This window comes from Klebsiella sp. C239, from assembly GCF_048822715.1.
GTDB lineage: Bacteria > Pseudomonadota > Gammaproteobacteria > Enterobacterales > Enterobacteriaceae > Klebsiella > Klebsiella quasipneumoniae.
Genome location: NZ_JBMEZK010000002.1, coordinates 1 through 23,000 on the forward strand (window position 1 = coordinate 1; position 23,000 = coordinate 23,000).

Consider the following 23,000-nt stretch of genomic DNA (forward strand, 5'->3'; position numbering starts at 1 on the left):
CACACAGATTGTCTGATAAATTGTTAAAGAGCAGTTGCGACGCGCTTTAGCGCTCTGTCGCGAGCGTCCCGTATAATACGTTTTCCTCATTCAGAGTCAAGCGCTTATTTTGCTTTTCTCTGTCGGTTTTCAACGTTGCTTTCGCTGTTGAATCCTCCTGTCCCGGCGGCTTGCTTGCCGTTGTTCCGTGTCAGTGGAGGCGCATTATAGGGGGTAATTCTGAAGTGACAAGGATAAATTCAAAAAAAGAATTCAACCGCTCACTTTTCAACCAAATCAGGTGTTGAGCTTTAATTCTTGCCTGGTTTTTAAACAAAAACGAGCCCGCTGGGCCCGTTTTTGTCGTTTTGTGACTTACTGCACTGCCACGATACGGTCGTCTTTCACTACCAGCTCGACGGTTTTACCCGGAATCAGCTCACCAGAAAGGATCTGCTGGGCTAACGGGTTCTCAATCTGCTGCTGAATAGCGCGTTTCAGTGGCCGCGCGCCGTATACCGGATCGTACCCGTTGGCGCTTAGCAACTTCAGCGCCTCATCGGACATCCGCACTTCATATCCGCGCTCTTCCAGACGTTTATACAGACGCTGCAGCTGGATCTGGGCAATAGAAGCAATGTGTTTCTCACCCAGCGGATGGAAGACCACCACTTCATCGATACGGTTGATGAACTCCGGACGGAAGTTCTGGCTGACCACTCCCAGCACCAGGTCTTTCATATGTCCGTAATCCAGCTCGCCGAACCGTTCCTGAATCAGATCGGAACCGAGGTTCGAGGTCATGATGACCACCGTATTACGGAAGTCGACCGTTCTCCCCTGCCCATCAGTGAGGCGCCCGTCGTCGAGTACCTGCAGCAGGATGTTGAACACATCCGGGTGCGCTTTTTCCACTTCATCCAGCAGGATGACGGAATAAGGACGACGGCGCACCGCCTCGGTCAGGTAACCGCCCTCTTCATAACCGACGTATCCCGGAGGCGCACCGACCAGACGCGAGACGGAGTGTTTCTCCATAAACTCGGACATATCGATGCGCACCATCGCGTCGTCGCTGTCGAACATAAAGTTAGCCAGCGTTTTACACAGCTCGGTTTTACCGACCCCGGTCGGACCAAGGAACAGGAATGAACCAATCGGTCGGTTCGGATCGGATAGCCCAGCGCGGCTGCGGCGAATCGCGTTAGATACCGCTTCAACCGCCTCATCCTGGCCAATTACCCGGTGATGCAGTTCCTGCTCCATACGCAGCAGTTTGTCACGCTCGCTTTCCATCATGCGCGAGACAGGGATACCGGTCCAGCGGGCCAGCACTTCGGCGATTTCAGCATCCGTTACTTTATTACGCAGCAGACGCATGGTTTTCCCTTCGGACTGAGTGGCTGCCGCCAGCTGTTTCTCCAGTTCCGGAATTTTGCCGTACTGCAGCTCAGACATCCGCGCCAGGTCACCGACGCGACGCGCCTGTTCGATGGCGATTTTCGCCTGCTCCAGCTCGGCTTTGATGGTCTGAGTGCCCGAGAGGGACGCTTTTTCCGCTTTCCACTCTTCTTCCAGCACCGAGTACTGCCGTTCTTTATCCGCCAGCTCCTCGTTGAGCATATCAAGACGCTTCAGACTCGCCTCATCAGACTCTTTCTTCAGCGCCTGCTGCTCCAGTTTCAACTGGATGATACGGCGATCGAGACGGTCCAGCTCTTCCGGCTTCGAGTCGATCTGCATACGGATGCTGGACGCCGCCTCATCGATAAGGTCGATGGCTTTATCCGGCAGCTGACGGTCGGCAATGTAACGATGCGACAAGGTCGCCGCCGCCACGATTGCCGGGTCAGTGATCTGCACGTGGTGGTGCAGTTCATAACGTTCTTTCAGGCCGCGCAGAATAGCGATGGTATCTTCTACCGATGGCTCGGCGACGAACACTTTCTGGAAGCGGCGCTCCAGCGCAGCGTCTTTTTCAATGTACTGACGGTATTCGTCAAGCGTCGTCGCCCCGACGCAGTGCAGTTCACCACGCGCCAGCGCCGGCTTCAGCATGTTGCCTGCATCCATCGCGCCATCGGCTTTACCCGCGCCAACCATGGTATGCAGTTCATCGATAAACAGAATGACGTTGCCTTCCTGTTTCGACAGGTCGGTCAGCACGCCTTTCAGACGCTCTTCAAACTCACCGCGGTACTTCGCCCCGGCCACCAGCGCGCCCATATCCAGCGCCAGCACCCGGCGGCCTTTCAGCCCTTCCGGCACTTCGCCGTTGACGATACGCTGCGCCAGGCCTTCGACGATAGCGGTTTTACCCACCCCGGGTTCACCAATCAGCACCGGATTGTTTTTGGTACGGCGCTGCAGTACCTGAATGGTACGGCGGATCTCTTCATCACGGCCGATAACCGGGTCCAGCTTGCCCTGCTCGGCACGCTCGGTGAGATCGACGGTAAATTTCTTCAATGCCTGACGTTGGTCTTCGGCACCCTGATCGTTCACGCTTTCACCTCCGCGCATTTGTTCAATCGCCTGAGTCACGTTGGCGGTTGTTGCTCCGGCGGATTTTAAAAGGTCGGTCAGCGTACCGCGTGATTCAAGCGCCGCCAGAACAAACAGTTCTGACGAAATAAAATTGTCCTTTTTCTTTTGCGCCAGCTTGTCGCAAAGGTTCAGGATCCGCACTAAATCCTGAGAAGGTTGTACATCGCCGCCGGTGCCTTCCACCTGCGGTAAACGGCTCAGAGCCTGTTCGATGTCAGTGCGCAGTTTCCCGGCATTCACGCCCGCCGAGGTTAATAAAGGACGTACCGATCCCCCTTCCTGATTCAGCAAGGCGCTCATTAAATGAAGAGGTTCGATGAATTGGTTGTCGTGCCCGAGTGCGAGCGACTGGGCATCGGCAAGAGCAAGCTGGAATTTATTGGTAAGACGATCCAGACGCATAACTCCTCCCATAACAGGTCAAATTTGCTACTGGAGATTAAATGAGGTCATCCCTCAATTATTCAAGGTTAAAGACCTGAACTATGCGAAAAATAAGTTTGCCTTCTGGATCGTCTTGATTCTCTAGGTTATATCAGCCAAATGAAACTTGCCATACGACCGGTGGTCTTGTCGCGCCGGTAAGAGAAAAAATCATCCTTTTCGCTTAGCGTGCAGCGATCGCCGCCGAAAATCTGCTCAACGCCGACGTTTGCCAGACGCTGTCGAGCCAGTTGGTAGATATCAGCAAAATATTTTTCGCCTGCCGGACGAAAAGCACGGTGCGCATTCTCATCCTTCGCCATAAAAGCGTCGCGAACTTCTGGCCCCACCTCAAACGCCTGCGGACCGATGGCGGGCCCCAGCCACGCCATAATGTTTTCGGCTTTATCGGCGAAACGGGCGACCGTCTCTTCCAGAACCCCTTCGCATAAGCCGCGCCATCCCGCATGCGCCGCGGCGACCTCGGTACCGGCGCGGTTACAGAACAGGACCGGCAGGCAGTCAGCGGTCATCACCGCGCAGACAGTCCCTGGCGTACGGCTATAAGAGGCATCCGCGCGTTTCGACGGATAGGGTCCGCCGTCCAGCGTGAGCACATCGGTACCATGAACCTGCTCCAGCCAAACCGGGTAAGACGGCAAGCCGCCGGCGGCAAACATCCGCCGCCGGTTTTCTTCGACATGCTGCAGATTGTCGCCGCAATGGGCGCCCAGATTGAGCGAGTCATAGGGCGGCAGACTCACGCCGCCGATGCGGGTAGAACTACAGGCCGCCACGCTGCCGGGCATTGGCCACTGCGGTACAATCAGTTTAGTCATAACCAGTCAATATCGTCCTTATGGGCTTCAAAATCGGCGCGCATCGCCTCGATGAGCTCGACCATATCTTGTGGGATGGGCGCATGCCACTCCATTTCAATACCGGTAATCGGATGGTACAGACGCAGCATGGTGGCGTGCAGCGCCTGGCGGTCGAATTTACGCAGCGCGGTGATGAATTCCTCCGACGCGCCCTTCGGCGGACGCGGGCGGCCGCCATACACCTGGTCGCCTACCAGCGGATGGGTAATATGCGACATATGCACGCGGATCTGATGCGTACGCCCGGTTTCCAGACGCAGGCGCAGACGGGTATGAATGCGGAAATGTTCCATAATGCGGTAGTGGGTCACCGCCGGCTTGCCCATAGGGTGCACCGCCATATGGGTACGCTTGGTCGGGTGACGGCTGATCGGCTCTTCCACCGTACCGCCGGCGGTCATATGACCGATCGCCACCGCTTCGTACTCACGGGTGATCTCGCGCAGCTGCAGCGACTCCACCAGCCGGGTTTGCGCTGGAATGGTTTTCGCCACCACCATCAGACCGGTGGTGTCTTTATCCAGACGGTGGACGATACCCGCACGCGGCACATCGGCAATAGGCGGATAGTAGTGCAGCAGCGCATTCAGCACAGTACCGTCGGGGTTGCCCGCGCCAGGATGTACAACCAGATCGCGCGGTTTGTTGATCACGAGGATGTCGTCATCTTCGTAAACGATATTGAGCGGAATATCCTGCGGCTGGAAGCGCGCCTCTTCTTCGATTTCCACATCGATAGCGATGCGTTCTCCCCCCAGCACTTTTTCTTTCGGTTTATCGCCAATGGCGCCATTGACTAATACGCGTTGGTCGAGGATCCATTCTTTTATCCGCGATCGCGAATAATCAGGGAACAATTCGGCCAAAGCCTGATCTAAGCGTTGACCGAGTTGATTTTCGGTCACCGTTGCGGTGAGTTGTACTCGTTGTGCCATATACAGCTTCTTCGTTTAACGTTGGGTTTTACGGCTTTGCCGTTTAATATAGTGTGCTATTGTAGCTGGTCTTAATCGGGAGCAGGAACAGAGATTCTCCCGCATAAACATTTTGAGGAAGTCAAAACGTCATGACGCGCATGAAATACCTGGTGGCAGCCGCCACACTGAGCCTGGCTTTGGTGGGTTGCTCCGGCTCTAAGGAAGAGGTGCCTGATAATCCGCCGAATGAAATCTACGCGACCGCCCAGCAAAAACTGCAGGACGGTAACTGGAAACAGGCGATAACGCAACTGGAAGCGTTGGATAACCGTTATCCATTCGGCCCTTATTCCCAACAGGTACAGCTGGATCTGATTTATGCGTATTACAAAAACGCCGATCTGCCGCTGGCTCAGGCCGCCATCGATCGCTTCATGCGCTTGAACCCCACCCATCCGAACATCGACTACGTCATCTATATGCGCGGCCTGACCAACATGGCTCTGGATGACAGCGCCCTGCAGGGCTTCTTCGGCGTCGATCGTTCCGACCGCGATCCGCAGCACGCGCGCGATGCCTTCAATGACTTCTCCAAACTGGTACGTGGTTACCCGAACAGCCAGTATGCCACTGACGCCTATAAGCGCATGGTGTTCCTGAAAGATCGCCTGGCGAAGTATGAGCTGTCGGTGGTGGATTACTACACCGACCGCGGCGCATGGGTTGCCGTCGTTAACCGCGTGGAAGGTATGATGCGTAACTATCCGGATACCCAGGCCACCCGCGATGCCCTGCCGAAGATGGAAAACGCCTATCGTCAAATGCAGATGAACGCTCAGGCGGACAAAGTCGCGAAGATTATCGCCGCGAACAGCAAGAATACCTGAGCCTGATTCATAGATCGCAAACGGCAGCCACTGGCTGCCGTTTTTTTATCCATTATCCTGGCTAGCTGAAGCGGTTTAGCGCCGGGTTAACTCATCAAATATGGCCTGCTTTGTCGGGTTCGACAAGTAAAATCTCATCTCTTCCTGCCCTGTCTCACAAAATGAATTCGTTGACAAAAAGTGACAATAAAATGTGATTTAGATCACACATTTTGACATTGGGAAAGGTATGCTGGATTCACCAAGACGGGAAAGACAAGAGGTAAAATTTATGACAATGAACATTACCAGTAAACAAATGGAAATTACTCCGGCAATCCGCCAGCATGTCGCAGACCGTCTCGCCAAACTGGATAAGTGGCAAACTCATTTAATTAACCCGCACATCATTCTGTCTAAGGAGCCGCAGGGTTTTATCGCTGACGCAACCATCAACACGCCAAACGGCCATCTGGTTGCCAGTGCGCGTCATGAAGATATGTACGCCGCCATTAACGAATTGATCAACAAGCTGGAACGGCAGCTCAATAAAGTGCAACACAAAGGGGAAGCCCGCCGCGCCGCGACGTCGGTGAAAGAGGCAGGCTTTGTGGAAGAAGAAGAGTAATCCTTAACTTAAGTTGTGTCATGCCACGCGCCTTCGGGCGCGTTTTTTATTGACAGAGTGAAAACAGTACAGGTACTGTAATCCCCACTACTTAAAGGAATTCATCATGAAACTCGTCCCGTTCTTCTTCGCATTCTTTTTTACCTTCCCCTGACCGGGAGGCAATTCGTCGTATAAGAAAGAATGCGAAGACGAACAATAAGGCCTCCCACCCGGGAGGCCTTTTTTATTTGATAACAACAAAGGCAACATCTATGACCGAGGAAAACCCATTACTGGCGCTGCGCGACAAGATAAGCGCGCTGGATGAGAAACTGCTTGCTCTGCTGGCGGAGCGTCGCGGGCTGGCTGTTGAGGTTGGTAAAGCCAAACTGGCCTCCCATCGTCCGGTGCGTGATATTGACCGCGAACGCGATCTGCTGGAGCGTCTGATGACCCTCGGCAAGCGTCATAATCTGGATGCACACTACATCACCCGCCTGTTCCAGCTGATTATCGAAGACTCTGTTCTGACCCAGCAAACCCTGTTGCAGCAGCACTTGAATAAAATTAACCCGCATTCGGCTCGCGTGGCGTTCCTCGGTCCCAAAGGCTCTTATTCGCATCTGGCGGCGCGTCAGTACGCCGCTCGCCACTTTGAGCAGTTTATTGAAAGCGGCTGCGCGAAGTTCGCCGATATTTTTAATCAGGTGGAGACCGGTCAGGCCGATTACGCCGTAGTGCCGATTGAAAACACCAGCTCCGGCGGGATCAACGACGTCTACGATCTGCTGCAGCACACCAGCCTGTCGATCGTTGGCGAACTGACGATCCCTATCGATCATTGCGTACTGGTCAGCACCTCGACGGATGCCGATAAAATTCAGACCGTCTACAGCCATCCGCAGCCGTTCCAGCAGTGTAGCCAGTATCTGAGTCGCTACCCGCACTGGAAGATTGAATATACCGAGAGCACCTCAGCGGCGATGGAAAAAGTCGCGCAGGCGAACTCCCCGGCCGTCGCGGCACTGGGCAGCGAAGCGGGCGGCGCCCTGTACGGTCTGCAGGTGCTGGAGCACTGCCAGGCCAACCAGACGCAGAATATTACGCGCTTCCTCATTCTGGCGCGCAAAGCGGTGAACGTCTCCGATCAGGTTCCGGCGAAGACCACGCTGTTAATGGCGACCGGTCAGCAGGCGGGCGCCCTGGTGGAGGCCTTACTGGTGCTGCGCAATCACAATCTGATCATGACCAAACTGGAGTCTCGCCCAATCCATGGCAATCCATGGGAAGAGATGTTTTATCTCGATATTCAGGCAAACCTGGACTCGCTGCCCATGCGCAAGGCGCTGAAGGAGCTGGCGGAGATCACCCGCTCCATGAAGGTTCTCGGTTGCTACCCCAGCGAAAACGTCGTGCCGGTGGATCCGGTTTAGCGTTCGCGGAACGGCAATTTCTTCATCCCTGCCACCGCCACCGGCAGGGTGAAGATAGCGCCGGACAGCGGATACTGCGCCAGCTCATCGTCCGCCATGTTTTCCCGGGTGGTGGTGATGTAGAGCGTTTTCATATCCGCCCCGCCAAAGCAGACCATCGTCGGGCAACGTACCGGCATCGGGTAGGACTCCAGCTCCTCACCCTGCGGAGAGAAACGAGCGATCCGCCAGCCGTCAAACATTGCGCTCCAGTAACATCCCTCCACGTCAATCGCCGCCCCGTCCGGGATCCCTTCGCCCGGCAGAAAACGGCGAAAGACTTCGCGCCGGCCAGGCTCACCCTGCTCATCCAGCGGCGTACGGTAAATCACGGCGTTCGGCGTATCGGAGGTATACATCCAGCGCCGGTCGGCGCTAAACGCCAGACCGTTGGCGCCATGGATGTCGCACTGGATCACCGTCGGCTTCAGGTCGTTATCGACCCGCATCAGCAGCGCGCCGTTGTAATCCCCCGGGCCCCAGAAGGTGCCGGCATAAAAGCGCCCGTCGCGATCGGTCCCGCCGTCGTTAAACCGCGCCAGTTCCGGGTTGCTCGGGTTATCGCAGACTTTCCGCCGCAGCAGACCGTGGGCGTCGGTCAGCCAGATACCGCTGCGCAATGCAACGATAAAACCGCCCTTCTCGCGCAGGGAAAAACAGCCGACCTCCTCCGGAAACTGCAGCACCTGGTGTTCGCCGCTGCGGGTATCGTAGCGGTGAATTTCACATTCCATGATATCGGCCCAGTAGAGGGCCTGCTCTGCCTCACTCCAGGTCGGGCATTCCGGCAGGTATCCGGTGTAGTCAAACAGCGGTTGTGGTTCAGCCATCGTTGTCATCCCTATAAAAAAAGCCAGCGGTCGCTGGCTTTATTGTATACATCTTTTTCGCTTTACTGCCGATTATCGTTCGCCTGACGCAGCAGCGTGCGGCTCTCGCTCTGGAAACGCTGGGCGTAATCGCCAAACCAGTGTTCGACTTTACGGAAGCTATCGATAAACGCCTGCTTATCGCCCTGCTCCAGCAGACCGATCGCCTCGCCAAACCGCTGGTAGTAGCGCTTAATCAGCGCCAGGTTGTTTTCCGAGGACATAATAATGTCGGCGTAGAGCTGCGGATCCTGGGCAAACAGTCGGCCCACCATCGCCAGCTCCAGCCGGTAAATGGGTGACGAGAGCGCCAGCAACTGCTCAAGGCGCACATTCTCTTCCGCCAGATGCAGACCATAGGCGAAGGTGGCAAAGTGGCGCAACGCCTGAATAAAGGCCATGTTCTGATCGTGCTCCACCGCGCTGATGCGATGCAGGCGCGCGCCCCAGACCTGAATTTGCTCGAGGAACCACTGATAGGCCTCCGGCTGGCGGCCATCGCAATAGACCACCACCTGCTTGGCAAGGCTGCCGCTGTCCGGACCGAACATCGGGTGCAGGCCGAGTACCGGGCCCTGATGCGCCGCCAGCATCGCCTGCAGCGGCTCTGCTTTAACCGAGGCAAGGTCGACCAGAATGCAATCCGCCGGCAGCGGCGGCAGCCTGGCGATCGTCTCCACGGTGGTGTGAATCGGCACGCTGACAATGACCATACCGGCATCGGCGACGATATCCGTCGCCCGCGCCCAGTCCTCTTTTTCCAGAATGCGCACCTGGTAGCCGGACAGCGTTAACATCTTCTCAAACAGACGCCCCATCTGCCCGCCGCCGCCGACGATCACCACCGGCCGCAGATTCGGGTAAAGGGTTTTGAAGCCTTTGTCGTTTTCGCTGGAATAGGATTCCCGCATCACGCGACGCAGAACGTCCTCGATCAGATCCGGCGGAACGCCGAGCGCAGCCGCCTCTTCACGCCGGGAGGCGAGCATCGCCGCCTCGCGTTCCGGGACGTAAATCGGCAGGCCATACTGGCTCTTCACCTCGCCGACTTCGGCCACCAGTTCCAGGCGCTTAGCCAGCAGGCTAAGCAACGCTTTATCCACTTCATCAATTTGATCGCGTAACGCGGTCAGTTCAGCAACCATACTTTCCTCTTACACCAAACGGGCCGCCAGGTGGCCGCGGAGATCCTTATCCAGTTCACGCAGCAGCGCATCGGTGGTTTCCCAGCTGATGCAGGCATCCGTTACCGAAACGCCGTATTTCATCGCCTCACGCGGCTGTTCAGAGGACTGATTGCCCTCGTGGATATTACTCTCGATCATCAGGCCGATAATGGAGCGATTGCCATCTTTGATCTGCGCGACAACGGATTCAGCCACGGCCGGCTGGCGGCGGAAATCTTTATTGGAGTTCCCATGACTGCAATCTACCATCAGCGACGGCTTCAGTCCCGCCTGCGCCATCTCTTTTTCACATTTCTCCACATCTTCCGGACCGTAGTTCGGCGCCTTACCGCCGCGGAGGATCACATGGCCGTTCGGGTTACCCTGCGTTTGCAGCAGGCAGACCTGCCCGGCCTGGTTGATACCGACGAAGCGGTGCGGCATCGCCGCGGCGCGCATGGCGTTGATAGCCGTGGCCAGGCTACCGTCGGTGCCATTTTTAAAGCCTACCGGCATGGAAAGACCAGAGGCCATTTCGCGGTGCGTCTGAGATTCCGTGGTTCGCGCGCCGATGGCGGACCAGCTGAACAGATCCCCAAGGTACTGCGGGCTGTTGGGATCCAGCGCTTCCGTCGCCAGCGGCAGTCCCATATTCACAAGCTCGACCAGCAGACGACGCGCAATCTTCAGGCCGCCTTCAACATCAAACGAACCATCCATATGCGGATCGTTAATCAGCCCCTTCCAGCCGACGGTGGTACGGGGTTTTTCAAAATAGACGCGCATCACCAGGTAGAGGCTATCGCTGACCTCTGCGGCAAGGGCTTTAAACCGACGAGCATATTCGATCGCCGCTTCCGGATCGTGAATGGAGCAAGGACCGCAGACCACCAGCAGGCGCGGATCGCGACCGGCGATGATATTGGAGATGGTTTCACGGGCGTGCGCGATCTGCGCTTCCTGTTCAACGCTCAGGGGGAATTCCGCCTTCAGTTGCTCCGGGGTCATTAATACATGTTCGTCGGTAATATGTACGTTGTTCAGCGCGTCTTTTTGCATGATTGCGATCCTGTGTAGCTCGTTTGCGATAAGGGTTGCCTCAGCGGGCATGACGTAACGATACCATACGAAGTAAAGAATTCAATCCATATTCCGTAAATTTTACTTTACAGTGGTAAATTAATTGGCCCTTACCACGGCATTAACCGTACAATAATATTTACAGATAATGAAATCGCGCCAAAATTGCTCGCCAGCGCCATCGGCATTACGAAAAATCCTGGTGAGATTTGTCCCAAAGCAAAGGGCGCATCTAATGACGGGTTTTGCTATCAGTGGTATTCTTCGCCGGGCATCGGCAGCGGCTATTCCCGCGCTATGGCGAATTTGACGGAAGCGTTAATGACAGTATTACACCGTCTTTTATTGACTGTATTTTTTCTCATCGCGGTATCTCCTGTTTTTGCTGCCGGACCTTCAGAACATGTTCGCGCTATTGTTTCCGGGATCGTGACCTACACCCGTTGGCCGTCATTAACAGGGGCGCCGAAGCTATGCATTTTTGCCTCATCACGCTTCACCCATAGCCTGGCTCATGAAGCGCCGGATGCATTGCCTTATCAACCGGTGATAGTACGTAATAGTGAAGAAGCGTTAAAAACGACCTGCGATGGTTTTTATTTTGGCAGCGAAACGCCGACCCAACAGTCGGAATTAACTCGCCGCTATGGCTCGAGGCCGCTGTTACTCATCGCAGAACAAAATACGGATTGCTCAATTGGTAGCGCGTTTTGCCTGATCATCAACGACGACAGGGTCCGCTTCTCCGTTAATCTGGACGTTCTGACGCACAGCGGGGTTCGGGTTAACCCGGACGTCCTGATGCTTGCCCGGAAGAAACCACATGAATAAGGACTTTTCACAGACATCGCGCCCGACGTTCAAACGCGCGCTGCGTCGCATTAGCGTGATAAGCGTGGTGATCTCCATGACGCTGGTCTGGCTGCTGCTGAGCACGGCCTCTATTTTCACGCTCAAGCAGTACGCGCAGAAAAATCTTGAGCTCACTGCCGCGACCATGGGCCGCAGCCTCGAAGCCGCCCTGGTGTTTGGCGACAGCGCGGCAGCAGAGGAGACCCTCGCTTCGCTGGGGAAGCAAGGGCAGATTTCCCAGGCGATCGTGCTCAACGGCCAGAAGCAGCACTTCGCCGCCTGGCGCCACGAACCGCTGGCCAACAAAGAACAAGTGAGCGGTCTTATCAGTAAATGGCTGTTTCCGGAGCCCACGGTGCAGCCCATCTGGCACCAGGGGAAACAAATCGGCGAGCTGCGACTGACCGCGCTTGACGAACTGATTAGCCACTTTCTCGGCATCTCGATTCTGGTACTGACCGGCAGCATTCTGCTCGCCTCGTTCATCGGCCTGCTGCTGACCCACTCCCTGCACCGGGGGATCGTCGCCGCCCTGCAGAGCATCACCGAGGTCGTGCATGATATTCGCGAAAACCGCCACTTCTCGCGGCGGGTGCCGGAGGAGCGTATCGAGGAGTTCCATCTGTTTGCCCAGGACTTTAACAGTCTGCTGGGGGAGATGGAGGACTGGCAGCGCCAGTTGCAGGCCAAAAATGCTCAGCTGTTGCGCAGCTCGTTACACGATCCGTTGACCGGCCTGGCTAACCGCGCCGCCTTTCGCAACGCGCTCGCCGAGCTGATGAAAAATGAAGTGGATCACCAGACCTCAGCATTACTGTTTCTCGATGGCGATAACTTCAAATTGATCAATGACAACTGGGGACATGCGGCGGGCGATAAAGTGCTGATGGAAGTCGCCAGCCGCCTGATGACTTTCGCCGGTAAACGCCATCTGGCGTGGCGTCTTGGTGGCGATGAGTTTGCCGTTCTGCTGCGCGAGGTGCGCTCGGAAGCAGAAGTCCAGGCCCTGTGTCAGGCGCTGTCAGAACAATTTCTTCCGCCATTCAACCTGCACAATGGCCATAGCGCCACGCTCTCGCTGAGCGTCGGTTATGCCCTGGCGTGGGAACACGCCACGGCGGAATCACTGCAAGAACTTGCCGATCAGAATATGTATCGGATGAAAAACCAACGTATCCAGCAGATGCTGAAATAATAAAGGACGCATTATGATCAGGAAATATTTCGCCCCCGCCCTGATGGCGGCGGCGCTTTTGACAGGTTGCCAGGCTCCTCAGGGAAAATTTACCCCTGAGCAGGTGGCGGCGATGAAATCTTATGGCTTCACTGAAAGCAATGGCGATTGGTCCCTGGGCTTATCCGATAGCATCCTGTTTGACAAGAATGACTACCGACTACGTCCCGACAGCCGCCAGCAGATCACCCAAATGGCCTCGCGGCTGGCGACAACCGGGATTACACATAGCCGCCTTGAAGGCCACACCGATAATTATGGTGAGGATAGTTATAACGAAGCCCTGTCGCTTAAGCGGGCCAACAGCGTAGCCGATGCCTGGGCGGAAGGCGCCCATATCCCGCGCAGTAATTTAGTCACCCGCGGCCTTGGCAAAAAATACCCGATCGCCAGCAACGATACCGCGGCCGGGCGCGCTGAAAACCGCCGGGTCACGGTGGTCATCAGCACGCCGTAGAAGTCCGCTTAATCGCTGGACTTCGCTATCCTCATTGCCGTTGCCGCGCGCCAGCGCAGGTAGTCAACGGCAATGAACAGCACCAGGCTGATCCCCATCAACGGCATGGCCAGCCCCAGGGCTAACGCTATCCCCAGCACCAGCCCACGGGCAGGCCAGGCGAGCGACAGCCATGCCTGCAGCAGGGAATGCGCCGGATCCCAGACGGCCTGTGGCGGACGGCGTATCCACCACAGCCGGTACCCCACGCCGATGGTTACGCACAGCGCGCAGCCAAACCCCACCAGCAGCAGCTGATTCGCCAGACCAAAGAGGATCCCCATATGGAAATCGACGCCCCAGCGGGTAAGCTTCGCCATCAGCGGAAAGTCGGCAAAATGGGTGCGATCCACCACCTGCATCGAGGCGCCATCGATCGCCACCGCGTCCACCTGCGTCGGCCAGCGGCGGTCGATCTCATTCACCGTCCAGGCGCGTTCGTCTGACACCGGCGGACGGATCTCCAGCCGGCTGGCGTTCAGCCCCGCCTGACGGGCCACCGCCAGCGCCTGGTCAAACTGCGCTGGCTGATGCTGGGTCATGGCCATCGCCTCCCTATGATGCCCGGCATGGGGATCGTGCGCCATCGGCGCCTCACCGTGCAGCAGGGTATTGACCTGCGGCGTCCACCAGCCGAAAGCCGCCCGCATTTTATCCACGTTGCCGCCGGCCCATTGCGACCAGGTCAGGCCGGTGGCGGAGAAGAGCAGCATGCCCAGCAGTAAGCACCAGCCCAGCGTCACGTGCAGCCGACGATGATTCTGCAGGGCGTTATTGAGCCGCCGTTTTGGACGCGTCATCGCCCACAGGGCAATGCCCCCCAGCGCGGCCACCCACATCCATGAGGCAGCCAGTTCGCTGTAGAGCCGCCCGCTGTCGCCCAGCAGCAGCGAACGATGCGCATAGTCAATCCACTGCCGCAGCGGCAGGATGCCGCTGGTGCCGTAGACCGTCATATCGCCCTTCACCCGCAGCGCGATCGGATCGACAAAAATGGCCCGGGATTCCGACTCCCCGAGACTCGGATCGGCAAACATAATGCGGGTGGTCTCGCCCACCGCGGGGGCCGGACGTACCGCCAGCAGCCGCAGATTACCCTGGGTCGCTTCTTCTGCCACCGCAATCTGGGCGCTGAGCGGCTGCGGGGTGCCTTCGGGAAGGCCATACAGCGCATCGTGATAGAGCCAGTTTTCCAGCTGCGGCGTCGCCACGTACAGCGTGCCGGTCAGGGCAGCGACAAAGATAAACGGTCCGATAAACAGCCCGATATAGAAATGGAGGCGACGCAGCAGGTTCAGCCATGCCGCGCGCGAGGTGCAGGTTGTCATACTTTTCCTTTTTCAAAGCAAAAAGAGGTCGTTGCGCAGTGCGCAGATTCATTTTTATTAAAGGGAAAAAGCAGACAGCCGCGGCGGGGCGCGGGTTTCGGGGTAAAGCCAGGGAAAGTAACGCCAGTGTTTTAATACCGGCCGAGAAGCCGGCAGGCGAATGCGCCGCAGGAGCATGGCGACGAACAGCGCCAGCGCGAAAAGCAGACCCGGGACATGGGCTAACAGCACGCAATAGCCACACGCTTCGGCATGATCCAGCGGCAGTTCGTGTCCGGTATGCGTAGCGCCGTCTGCGCTATGCGTCGTCGCCATCTCGTGGCCAGGCATCTGCGCCATACTCGCTGGCGAGTTGTCCATCATCATGGCGTGGTGCATGCCGGGCATGGCGCTCATGGGGTCTTTTTGCAGGGAGACGGAGATCAGGGGAGCCACGACGATCAGCAGGATCGCCAACAGCGCCAGCCAGGCGGCTCGCCGTTTAGGTGTCGTTTGCTGAAAACTGTTGCTGACCACCGCCCCTCCGAATAGAGGGCGTATTGTAAATGATTTACATCACGATGGTTACAACAAAGATAAAAAAAGGGCCGGCCCTGAGGCCAGCCCTTTTTGTCAGGATGTCGCGAAAGCGAATCTTAGTTAAGACGCTCTTTGATACGAGCAGACTTACCAGTGCGCTCACGCAGGTAGTACAGTTTAGCTTTACGTACAGCACCACGACGTTTAACAGCAATGCTGTCAACTACCGGAGAGTGAGTCTGGAAGACACGCTCAACGCCTTCGCCGTTGGAAATTTTGCGAACAGTGAATGCAGAGTGCAGACCGCGGTTACGAATAGCGATAACCACGCCCTCGAATGCCTGCAGACGTTTTTTGGAACCTTCAACAACCCATACTTTCACTTCCACGGTATCACCCGGACGGAAGGAAGGTACGTCCTGCTTCATCTGTTCTTGTTCAAGTTGCTTAATAATGTTGCTCATAATTTAATCTCTTATCCTGGGTAAACTGATATTGGGGGCTCACGCCTGCCCATCATGTTTATGCTGCTGTTGCGCGTGTTCAGTTTTGAACTCCGCCAGCAGCTTTGCTTGCTCTTCAGTCAGAGCCAGGTTTTCCAGAAGTTCAGGTCTTCTAAGCCAGGTTCGGCCCAGCGACTGCTTCAGACGCCAGCGACGTATCTCAGCATGGTTTCCCGACAGCAATACTGGCGGTACTTCCATCTCTTCTAACACTTCAGGACGGGTATAGTGGGGACAATCCAGCAACCCATCAGCAAAGGAATCTTCCGTTGCTGATGCTTCATGGCCCAGTACCCCCGGAATGAACCGGGAAACGGAGTCAATCAGCGTCATTGCCGGTAACTCACCACCGCTGAGAACGTAATCGCCGATTGACCATTCTTCGTCAATTTCGGTTTGGATTACGCGCTCGTCTATCCCTTCGTAGCGACCGCACACCAGAATCAGTTTCTGATTCGTTGCCAGTTCGCTGACGCCCGCTTGATCAAGCTTGCGTCCCTGAGGTGACAGATAAATCACCTTCGCGCCTTCACCTGCCGCGGCTTTTGCTGCATGAATGGCATCCCGTAAGGGTTGCACCATCATTAGCATCCCCGGTCCGCCGCCGTAAGGACGATCGTCCACGGTACGGTGCCGGTCATGCGTGAAGTCGCGAGGACTCCAGCTTTCGATGCTCAGCAGGCCATTTTTTACTGCCCGGCCAGTTACCCCGTAATCGGTAATTGCGCGGAACATTTCAGGAAACAGGCTAATTATGCCAATCCACATAGCGCCGTCTTTTACCGTTTATCCGGAGAATTTAAAAACCAGGATCCCAATCTACTTCGATAGTACGCGTAGTGAGATCGACTTTCTTGATAACCTGCCCATCGAGGAACGGAACCAACCGCTCCTTGATACCAAATGCATCTTTCAGGTTTGCCTTGATGACGAGCACGTCATTAGACCCGGTTTCCATCATATCGATGACTTTACCGAGGCTATAGCCTTCCGTTGTCACTACCTGGCAGCCCATCAGGTCTTTCCAGTAGTAGTCACCCTCTTCCAGCTCCGGCAACTGCGATGAATCCACGATAATTTCGCAATTAGTCAGTAGATTCGCGGCATCACGATCGTCAACGCCTTTCAGCTTGATGATGATGTCCTGATTGTGGTGGCGCCAGCTTTCCAGCTCAACGACCTGCCACTGACCCGCCTTCTGGATTAACCAGGGCTGATAGTCAAAAATGCTTTCGGCGTCTTCGGTGGAGGAAAACACTCTGAGCCAACCACGGATACCGTAGGAAGAACCCATTTTCCCCAATACGATCGGATCAACAGGTGCTTGTGCGGTGTGTTGCTTGCTCATCATGACCACCGTGACAGATTAAGCTGCTTTGTTAGCGGCTTTGATCAGCGCGGCAACGCGATCGGAAACAGTAGCGCCCTGGCCAACCCAGTGAGCGATACGATCCAGATCCAGGCGAGTCTCTTCTTCCGCACCGTTAGCGATCGGGTTGAAGAAACCAACGCGCTCGATGAAGCGACCGTTGCGTGCATTACGGCTGTCGGTGACAACAACCTGGTAGAACGGACGCTTTTTAGCGCCGTGACGTGCTAAACGAATAGTTACCATAACATCCTCTTGTGTGAATAAAACAACCGGGCCCCATCGAGGAACGGAGCCCGGTGTCATATTAAAAGCCCGAAAATTTTACTGATTTCTGGGGAAAATGCAATCAGCAGTTGATAAGTCTGCTGTAAAAGGCCGTCGGCGGTGCAGTCAGTTCGCTGCCGGCGTGCGCGCAGCCACCGGAACGTACACGTAGTACGTGAGGATGGCGAGCACACCCCGGTGGCGAAATGGCAAACAAGCCAGGCCGATTAGCGGCCCGGGAAGCCTGGAGGCATCATCCCTTTCATCCCGCGCATCATCTTCATCATGCCGCCTTTCGACTTCATCTTCTTCATCATGCGCTGCATGTCGTCGAACTGCTTGAGCAGACGGTTCACATCCTGCACCTGCATCCCGCAGCCGGCGGCGATACGGCGCTTACGTGAACCTTTGATGATTTCCGGCTTGGCGCGCTCTTTCAGGGTCATCGAGTTGATGATCGCCTCCATACGTACCAGCACTTTGTCATCCATCTGCGCTTTCACGTTGTCCGGGATCTGGCCCATACCCGGCAGCTTGCCCATCAGGCTGGCCATGCCGCCCATGTTTTTCATCTGGCGCAGCTGCTCAAGGAAGTCGGTGAGATCGAAACCGTCGCCTTTCTTCAGCTTGGAGGCCAGCTTCTCGGCCTGCGCGCGGTCGACTTTGCTCTCGATATCTTCGATCAGCGACAGCACGTCGCCCATGCCGAGGATGCGGGAGGCGACGCGGTCCGGATGGAACGGCTCCAGCGCTTCGGTTTTCTCGCCGACGCCGAGGAATTTAATCGGCTTGCCGGTAATATGGCGAATCGACAGCGCCGCGCCGCCACGGGCGTCGCCGTCCACTTTGGTCAGCACCACGCCGGTCAGCGGCAGCGCTTCGTTAAAGGCTTTGGCGGTATTCGCCGCATCCTGGCCGGTCATCGCATCGACGACGAACAGGGTTTCAACCGGATTAATGGCGGCGTGGACGTGCTTAATTTCGTCCATCATCGCTTCGTCAACGTGCAGACGACCGGCGGTATCCACCAGCAGCACGTCGTAGAATTTGAGCTTCGCTTCTTTCAGCGCCGCGTTGACGATATCAACCGGCTTCTGGCCGACGTCGGACGGGAAGAAGTCGACGCCGACCTGCTCGGCCAGGGTCTCCAGCTGTTTGATCGCCGCCGGGCGGTAAACGTCCGCGGAAACCACCAGCACTTTCTTCTTGTGCTTCTCGCGCAGGAATTTCCCCAGCTTACCGACGCTGGTGGTTTTACCGGCGCCCTGCAGGCCCGCCATCAGCACCACCGCCGGCGGCTGCGCCGCCAGGTCGAGGGTCTGGTTCTCTTCGCCCATCGCCGCCACCAGCTCGTTGCGGACGATTTTGACGAACTCCTGACCCGGGGTCAGGCTTTTATTGACTTCATGGCCGACCGCGCTCTCTTTGACGCGGCTGATGAAATCACGTACCACCGGAAGCGCAACGTCCGCTTCCAGCAGCGCCATGCGCACTTCGCGCAGGGTGTCTTTAATATTGTCTTCTGTAAGGCGTCCGCGGCCGCTAATGTTGCGCAGCGTACGCGACAAACGATCGGTTAAATTATCAAACATTGTCTCTCGCCTGAGGTGGAAACGGTCGGTCGCCGCAGCGACACACAAAACGAATGTGGCGGAGTATAACACGACATCAATCTGAATGTGCTGCAACGGTTGGAGCAGAGGCCTGCTGACGTTATACTGCTTCTCTTTCTTATTTATCCAACAGCCGACACCTATGCCTGTTTTTGCTCTACTCGCCCTTGTCGCCTACTCTGTCAGCCTCGCGCTGATTATCCCCGGCTTGCTGCAAAAAAACAGCAGCTGGCGGCGAATGGCGATTTTATCAGCGACTATCGCGTTGATCTGCCATGCTTTTGCGCTGGAAGCACGGATATTCCCCGGCGGCGAGAGCGGGCAAAACCTCAGCTTACTGAACGTCGGGTCGCTGGTGAGCCTGATGATCTGTACGGTAATGACTATCGTGGCCTCGCGCAATCGCGGCTGGCTGCTGCTGCCTATCGTCTATGCCTTCGCGCTGATCAATCTGGCCTTCGCCACCTTCGTGCCTAACGAATATATCACCCACCTGGAAACCACCCCAGGGATGCTGGTGCATATCGGCCTGTCGCTCTTCTCCTACGCCACGCTGATCATTGCCGCGCTGTATGCGCTACAGCTGGCGTGGATCGACTACCAGTTAAAGAACAAAAAGCTGGCCTTCAGTAGCGAAATGCCGCCGCTGATGAGCATTGAGCGCAAAATGTTCCACATCACCCAGGTCGGCGTGGTGCTGCTGACCCTGACGCTGTGTAGCGGTCTGTTCTATATGCACAATCTGTTCAGCAGCGAAAACATTGATAAAGCGGTGCTGTCGATTATTGCGTGGTTCGTCTATATCGTCCTGCTGTGGGGCCACTATCATGAAGGGTGGCGCGGACGTCGTGTGGTCTGGTTCAGCGTCGCTGGCGCCGGTCTGCTGACGCTGGCCTATTTTGGTAGCCGCGTGCTGCAACAGTTCGTGAGCTAAGTCTTTTAAGGAATCCTACGTGGAACATATCTCCACCACCACGCTGATCATAACGCTGATCGTCATGGTGATTATCTCTGCCTATTTCTCCGGTTCCGAAACCGGCATGATGACGCTGAACCGCTACCGGCTGCGTCATATGGCGAAACAAGGCAACCGCCCCGCCAAGCGCGTGGAGAAGCTGCTGCGCAAGCCGGACCGCCTGATTAGCCTTGTGCTTATCGGCAATAACCTCGTCAACATTCTCGCCTCGGCGCTGGGCACCATCGTCGGCATGCGCCTCTACGGCGATGCCGGCGTCGCGATCGCCACTGGCGTGCTCACCTTTGTGGTGCTGGTGTTTGCCGAAGTCCTGCCGAAAACCATCGCCGCCCTCTATCCGGAAAAGGTCGCCTACCCCAGCAGCTTCCTGTTGGCGCCCCTGCAGGTGCTGATGATGCCCCTGGTGTGGCTGCTGAATACCATCACCCGCATGCTGATGCGCATGATGGGCATCCGCACTGATACCGTCATCAGCAGCGCCCTGAGTAAAGATGAACTGCGCACGATTGTGAATGAATCCCGTTCACAAATCTCACGACGCAATCAGGATATGCTGCTGTCGGTGCTGGACCTGGAGAAGGTCAGCGTTAACGACATCATGGTGCCGCGCAATGAGATTGTCGGCATCGACATCAATGACGACTGGAAATCTATCGTCCGCCAGCTGACCCACTCCCCACACGGCCGCATTGTGCTCTACCGCGATTCGCTGGACGATGCCATCAGCATGCTGCGCGTCCGCGAAGCCTACCGCCTGATGACGGAGAAGAAAGAGTTCACAAAAGAAATCATGCTGCGGGCGGCAGATGAGATCTACTTTGTTCCGGAAGGGACGCCGCTCAGCACCCAGCTGGTGAAATTTCAGCGCAATAAAAAGAAAGTCGGCCTGGTGGTTAATGAATACGGCGATATTCAGGGGCTGGTTACCGTAGAAGATATTCTTGAAGAGATTGTCGGCGACTTCACCACCTCCATGTCACCCACCCTGGCGGAGGAAGTGACCCCGCTCAACGACGGTACGGTGATAATCGACGGCAGCGCCAACGTTCGCGAGATCAACAAAGCGTTCAACTGGAACCTGCCGGAAGATGAAGCGCGCACCATCAACGGTATCATCCTTGAAGCGCTGGAAGAGATCCCGGTCCCGGGCACCCGCGTGCGCATTGAGCAGTATGATATTGATATCCTCGACGTGCAGGACAACATGATCAAACAGGTGAAAGTGATGCCGGTGAAATCATTACGCGAGAGCGTCGCGGAGTAGCGCGAGCGAAGGAATTAACATCACGGTGGGCTGCGGCCCGCCGTTTTTTTTCTCGCGCCGGGAGCGATGGCATAAAAAACGGCCGCCCGCGGGCAGCCGTTGAGCAAGGCAGCAAACGTTATTTCGCTTTTGCTACCGTCACCATCGCGGCGCGAATGGTGCGGCCGTTCAGGGTGTAACCTTTCTGCATCACGGCCAGCACGTTGCCCGCCGCCACGTCTTCAGACTCGACCATCGCAATGGCCTGGTGGACGTTCGGATCCAGCGGAACGTTGGTGTCGGCGATCACTTCCACGCCAAACTTACGCACTACGTCCAGCATAGATTTGAGGGTCAGTTCGATCCCTTCCACCATCGGCGCCAGCTCCGGGTTAGCCTTGTCGGCCACTTCCAGCGCGCGGTCCAGGCTGTCGATCACCGGCAGCAGTTCATTGACGAATTTTTCCAGCGCGAATTTGTGCGCTTTCTCGATATCCTGCTCGGTACGACGACGCAGGTTATCTTCGTCGGCTTTGGCACGCAGCATCACTTCACGTTCACGTTTCTGCGCTTCAGCCAGCTGGGCTTCCAGATTCGCAATTTTTTCATCGCGCGGATCCACCTGCTCAGCCGAAACTTCAGGCTCTACCGCCTCAACGTCGTCGTGCTGCTCCGTGATAATTTCTTCCGGGGCTTGCCCCTCAGGCGTTTTCTGTTCTTTACTACTCATGAATTTCTCCGCGTTTTTTTCGCATTCATCTCGCTAACTTCGCTTATTATGGGGATCAGTTTCCGGGTTTCAAGGGAAGCGGACAGATTGTCACTATTTCATTTAACGCAAGGACATCCAGATCATGAAGAACCATTTCAAGTGTATCGGCATTGTGGGACATCCTCGTCACCCCACCGCCCTGACCACACATGAAATGCTCTGGCGCTGGCTGTGCAGCAAAGGGTATGAAGTGCTGGTTGAACAGCAGATCGCCCATGAACTCCAGCTCAGCAACGTGAAAACCGGCACGCTGGCGGAGATTGGCCAACAGGCCGACCTCGCGGTGGTAGTGGGCGGCGACGGCAATATGCTCGGCGCGGCGCGGACTCTGGCCCGTTACGACATTAACGTCATCGGCATTAACCGCGGCAACCTCGGCTTTCTCACCGACCTGGACCCGGACAACGCCCTGCAGCAGCTCGCCGACGTGCTGGAAGGCCACTACATCGCGGAGAAACGCTTTCTGCTGGAGGCCCAGGTGTGCCAGCAGGATTGCCAGAAACGCATCAGCACCGCCATCAACGAAGTGGTGCTGCACCCCGGCAAAGTGGCGCATATGATTGAGTTCGAAGTCTATATCGATGAAGTCTTTGCCTTCTCCCAGCGCTCGGACGGCCTGATTATCTCCACTCCGACCGGCTCCACGGCCTATTCGCTGTCGGCCGGCGGCCCGATCCTCACCCCGTCGCTGGACGCCATCACCCTGGTGCCGATGTTCCCGCACACCCTCTCGGCGCGACCGCTGGTGATCAACGGCGACAGCACCATCCGCCTGCGCTTCTCTCACCGCTGCAGCGATCTGGAGATCAGCTGCGACAGCCAGATTGCCCTGCCGATCCAGGATGGCGAAGACGTTCTCATTCGCCGCTGTGATTATCACCTCAATCTGATTCACCCTAAAGATTACAGCTATTTCAATACATTAAGCACCAAGCTCGGCTGGTCGAAAAAATTGTTCTGATTTACATCGCTGCCTCTTTACTGGATAAAAAACCAGTCTATACTGTACGAAAACACA

At 56.3% G+C, this 23,000-nt stretch carries 24 protein-coding genes and 1 other annotated feature; of the genes, 10 read left to right on the forward strand and 14 right to left on the reverse strand.

Annotation, left to right across the window (positions count from 1 at the left end; genetic code table 11):
* Positions 1 to 354 precede the first annotated feature (354 nt).
* The 3 genes from clpB to rluD all read right to left on the reverse strand — a co-directional run bounded on the left by clpB (position 355) and on the right by rluD (position 4,765).
* The gene (clpB, locus tag ACOI6Z_RS05090; RefSeq protein WP_004206837.1) at positions 355 to 2,928 is read right to left on the reverse strand and encodes an ATP-dependent chaperone ClpB; all 2,574 of its coding nucleotides are present in this window, start codon (positions 2,926 to 2,928) and stop codon (positions 355 to 357) included.
* 128 nt (positions 2,929 to 3,056) lie between these two features.
* Positions 3,057 to 3,788 carry a purine nucleoside phosphorylase YfiH gene (gene yfiH, locus ACOI6Z_RS05095; RefSeq protein WP_023290680.1) on the reverse strand — a complete coding sequence of 244 codons (732 nt, stop codon included), beginning with the start codon at positions 3,786 to 3,788 and terminating at the stop codon, positions 3,057 to 3,059.
* Entirely contained in the window at positions 3,785 to 4,765 is a 981-nt protein-coding gene (gene rluD / locus ACOI6Z_RS05100) for a 23S rRNA pseudouridine(1911/1915/1917) synthase RluD (RefSeq protein WP_023290681.1), read from the reverse strand. The genes yfiH and rluD overlap by 4 nt, the downstream gene beginning before the upstream one ends.
* A 131-nt stretch (positions 4,766 to 4,896) precedes the next feature.
* Between rluD and bamD the strand changes: the two genes are divergently transcribed.
* The 4 genes from bamD to pheA all read left to right on the forward strand — a co-directional run bounded on the left by bamD (position 4,897) and on the right by pheA (position 7,656).
* Entirely contained in the window at positions 4,897 to 5,634 is a 738-nt protein-coding gene (gene bamD / locus ACOI6Z_RS05105) for an outer membrane protein assembly factor BamD (protein WP_004145664.1), read from the forward strand.
* A 271-nt stretch (positions 5,635 to 5,905) separates the two neighbouring features.
* A complete protein-coding gene (gene raiA, locus ACOI6Z_RS05110; protein ID WP_002914111.1) occupies positions 5,906 to 6,241 on the forward strand; it encodes a ribosome-associated translation inhibitor RaiA in 336 nt (111 codons plus the stop codon).
* Between the two features lie 105 nt (positions 6,242 to 6,346).
* Positions 6,347 to 6,471 (forward strand) — a sequence feature (Phe leader region).
* Positions 6,348 to 6,395 carry a pheA operon leader peptide PheL gene (gene pheL / locus ACOI6Z_RS05115; protein WP_100250063.1) on the forward strand — a complete coding sequence of 16 codons (48 nt, stop codon included), beginning with the start codon at positions 6,348 to 6,350 and terminating at the stop codon, positions 6,393 to 6,395. It overlaps the preceding feature by 48 nt.
* A gap of 24 nt (positions 6,472 to 6,495) precedes the next feature.
* The gene (gene pheA, locus ACOI6Z_RS05120; RefSeq protein ID WP_060589671.1) at positions 6,496 to 7,656 is read left to right on the forward strand and encodes a bifunctional chorismate mutase/prephenate dehydratase; all 1,161 of its coding nucleotides are present in this window, start codon (positions 6,496 to 6,498) and stop codon (positions 7,654 to 7,656) included.
* On the opposite strand, the gene ACOI6Z_RS05125 is transcribed toward pheA, so the two are convergent.
* From ACOI6Z_RS05125 to aroF, 3 genes are all read right to left on the reverse strand, one after another.
* On the reverse strand, positions 7,653 to 8,525 hold the full coding sequence (locus ACOI6Z_RS05125) for an SMP-30/gluconolactonase/LRE family protein (protein WP_044524403.1): 873 nt from the start codon (positions 8,523 to 8,525) through the stop codon (positions 7,653 to 7,655). The two genes, pheA and ACOI6Z_RS05125, sit on opposite strands and share 4 nt — an antisense overlap.
* Positions 8,526 to 8,587: 62 nt before the next feature.
* Positions 8,588 to 9,709 (reverse strand): bifunctional chorismate mutase/prephenate dehydrogenase, encoded by a 1,122-nt coding sequence (gene tyrA, locus ACOI6Z_RS05130; RefSeq protein WP_004206843.1) that lies wholly within the window; start codon positions 9,707 to 9,709, stop codon positions 8,588 to 8,590.
* Positions 9,710 to 9,718: 9 nt separating this feature from the next.
* Complete coding sequence (gene aroF, locus ACOI6Z_RS05135) at positions 9,719 to 10,789, reverse strand: 3-deoxy-7-phosphoheptulonate synthase AroF (RefSeq protein ID WP_023290684.1); 1,071 nt, start codon at positions 10,787 to 10,789, stop codon at positions 9,719 to 9,721.
* A gap of 342 nt (positions 10,790 to 11,131) precedes the next feature.
* On the opposite strand from aroF, the gene ACOI6Z_RS05140 reads away from it, so the two are divergent.
* The 3 genes from ACOI6Z_RS05140 to ACOI6Z_RS05150 are packed head-to-tail and all read left to right on the forward strand — an operon-like array spanning position 11,132 to position 13,353.
* A complete protein-coding gene (locus ACOI6Z_RS05140) occupies positions 11,132 to 11,641 on the forward strand; it encodes a YfiR family protein (protein ID WP_023290685.1) in 510 nt (169 codons plus the stop codon).
* Positions 11,634 to 12,857 carry a diguanylate cyclase DgcN gene (dgcN, locus tag ACOI6Z_RS05145; RefSeq protein ID WP_023290686.1) on the forward strand — a complete coding sequence of 408 codons (1,224 nt, stop codon included), beginning with the start codon at positions 11,634 to 11,636 and terminating at the stop codon, positions 12,855 to 12,857. The genes ACOI6Z_RS05140 and dgcN overlap by 8 nt, the downstream gene beginning before the upstream one ends.
* A 13-nt stretch (positions 12,858 to 12,870) precedes the next feature.
* On the forward strand, positions 12,871 to 13,353 hold the full coding sequence (locus ACOI6Z_RS05150) for an OmpA family protein (protein WP_023290687.1): 483 nt from the start codon (positions 12,871 to 12,873) through the stop codon (positions 13,351 to 13,353).
* Positions 13,354 to 13,361: 8 nt separating this feature from the next.
* Here ACOI6Z_RS05150 and ACOI6Z_RS05155 read toward each other — a convergent pair whose 3' ends face one another.
* The 7 genes from ACOI6Z_RS05155 to ffh form a co-directional block, all read right to left on the reverse strand.
* Complete coding sequence (locus ACOI6Z_RS05155) at positions 13,362 to 14,720, reverse strand: PepSY-associated TM helix domain-containing protein (RefSeq protein ID WP_064155586.1); 1,359 nt, start codon at positions 14,718 to 14,720, stop codon at positions 13,362 to 13,364.
* Positions 14,721 to 14,777: 57 nt separating this feature from the next.
* Positions 14,778 to 15,236, reverse strand: coding sequence for a DUF2946 domain-containing protein (locus ACOI6Z_RS05160; protein ID WP_023290689.1), 459 nt, complete (start codon positions 15,234 to 15,236; stop codon positions 14,778 to 14,780).
* 119 nt (positions 15,237 to 15,355) lie between these two features.
* Positions 15,356 to 15,703 carry a 50S ribosomal protein L19 gene (gene rplS / locus ACOI6Z_RS05165; RefSeq protein ID WP_002914145.1) on the reverse strand — a complete coding sequence of 116 codons (348 nt, stop codon included), beginning with the start codon at positions 15,701 to 15,703 and terminating at the stop codon, positions 15,356 to 15,358.
* Positions 15,704 to 15,742: 39 nt separating this feature from the next.
* Positions 15,743 to 16,510, reverse strand: a complete 768-nt coding sequence (gene trmD, locus ACOI6Z_RS05170; RefSeq protein WP_002914147.1) for a tRNA (guanosine(37)-N1)-methyltransferase TrmD — start codon at positions 16,508 to 16,510, stop codon at positions 15,743 to 15,745.
* A 31-nt stretch (positions 16,511 to 16,541) separates the two neighbouring features.
* Positions 16,542 to 17,090 carry a ribosome maturation factor RimM gene (gene rimM / locus ACOI6Z_RS05175; protein WP_004150977.1) on the reverse strand — a complete coding sequence of 183 codons (549 nt, stop codon included), beginning with the start codon at positions 17,088 to 17,090 and terminating at the stop codon, positions 16,542 to 16,544.
* 18 nt (positions 17,091 to 17,108) lie between these two features.
* Positions 17,109 to 17,357 carry a 30S ribosomal protein S16 gene (gene rpsP / locus ACOI6Z_RS05180; RefSeq protein WP_002914149.1) on the reverse strand — a complete coding sequence of 83 codons (249 nt, stop codon included), beginning with the start codon at positions 17,355 to 17,357 and terminating at the stop codon, positions 17,109 to 17,111.
* A 248-nt stretch (positions 17,358 to 17,605) separates the two neighbouring features.
* Entirely contained in the window at positions 17,606 to 18,970 is a 1,365-nt protein-coding gene (gene ffh / locus ACOI6Z_RS05185) for a signal recognition particle protein (RefSeq protein WP_002914152.1), read from the reverse strand.
* A 163-nt stretch (positions 18,971 to 19,133) separates the two neighbouring features.
* Here ffh and ACOI6Z_RS05190 point away from each other — a divergent pair, with 163 nt between their 5' ends.
* Together ACOI6Z_RS05190 and ACOI6Z_RS05195 are read left to right on the forward strand one after the other, a co-directional pair.
* Positions 19,134 to 19,925, forward strand: a complete 792-nt coding sequence (locus ACOI6Z_RS05190; RefSeq protein WP_002914153.1) for a cytochrome C assembly family protein — start codon at positions 19,134 to 19,136, stop codon at positions 19,923 to 19,925.
* Positions 19,926 to 19,944: 19 nt separating this feature from the next.
* The gene (locus tag ACOI6Z_RS05195; protein WP_023290690.1) at positions 19,945 to 21,231 is read left to right on the forward strand and encodes an HlyC/CorC family transporter; all 1,287 of its coding nucleotides are present in this window, start codon (positions 19,945 to 19,947) and stop codon (positions 21,229 to 21,231) included.
* Between the two features lie 118 nt (positions 21,232 to 21,349).
* Here the strand turns inward: ACOI6Z_RS05195 and grpE are convergent, their stop codons facing one another.
* The gene (gene grpE, locus ACOI6Z_RS05200; RefSeq protein ID WP_004174800.1) at positions 21,350 to 21,940 is read right to left on the reverse strand and encodes a nucleotide exchange factor GrpE; all 591 of its coding nucleotides are present in this window, start codon (positions 21,938 to 21,940) and stop codon (positions 21,350 to 21,352) included.
* 124 nt (positions 21,941 to 22,064) lie between these two features.
* On the opposite strand from grpE, the gene nadK reads away from it, so the two are divergent.
* Positions 22,065 to 22,943: an NAD(+) kinase gene (nadK, locus tag ACOI6Z_RS05205; RefSeq protein WP_002914158.1), complete on the forward strand. Its 879-nt coding sequence runs from the start codon at positions 22,065 to 22,067 to the stop codon at positions 22,941 to 22,943.
* Positions 22,944 to 23,000 lie beyond the last annotated feature (57 nt).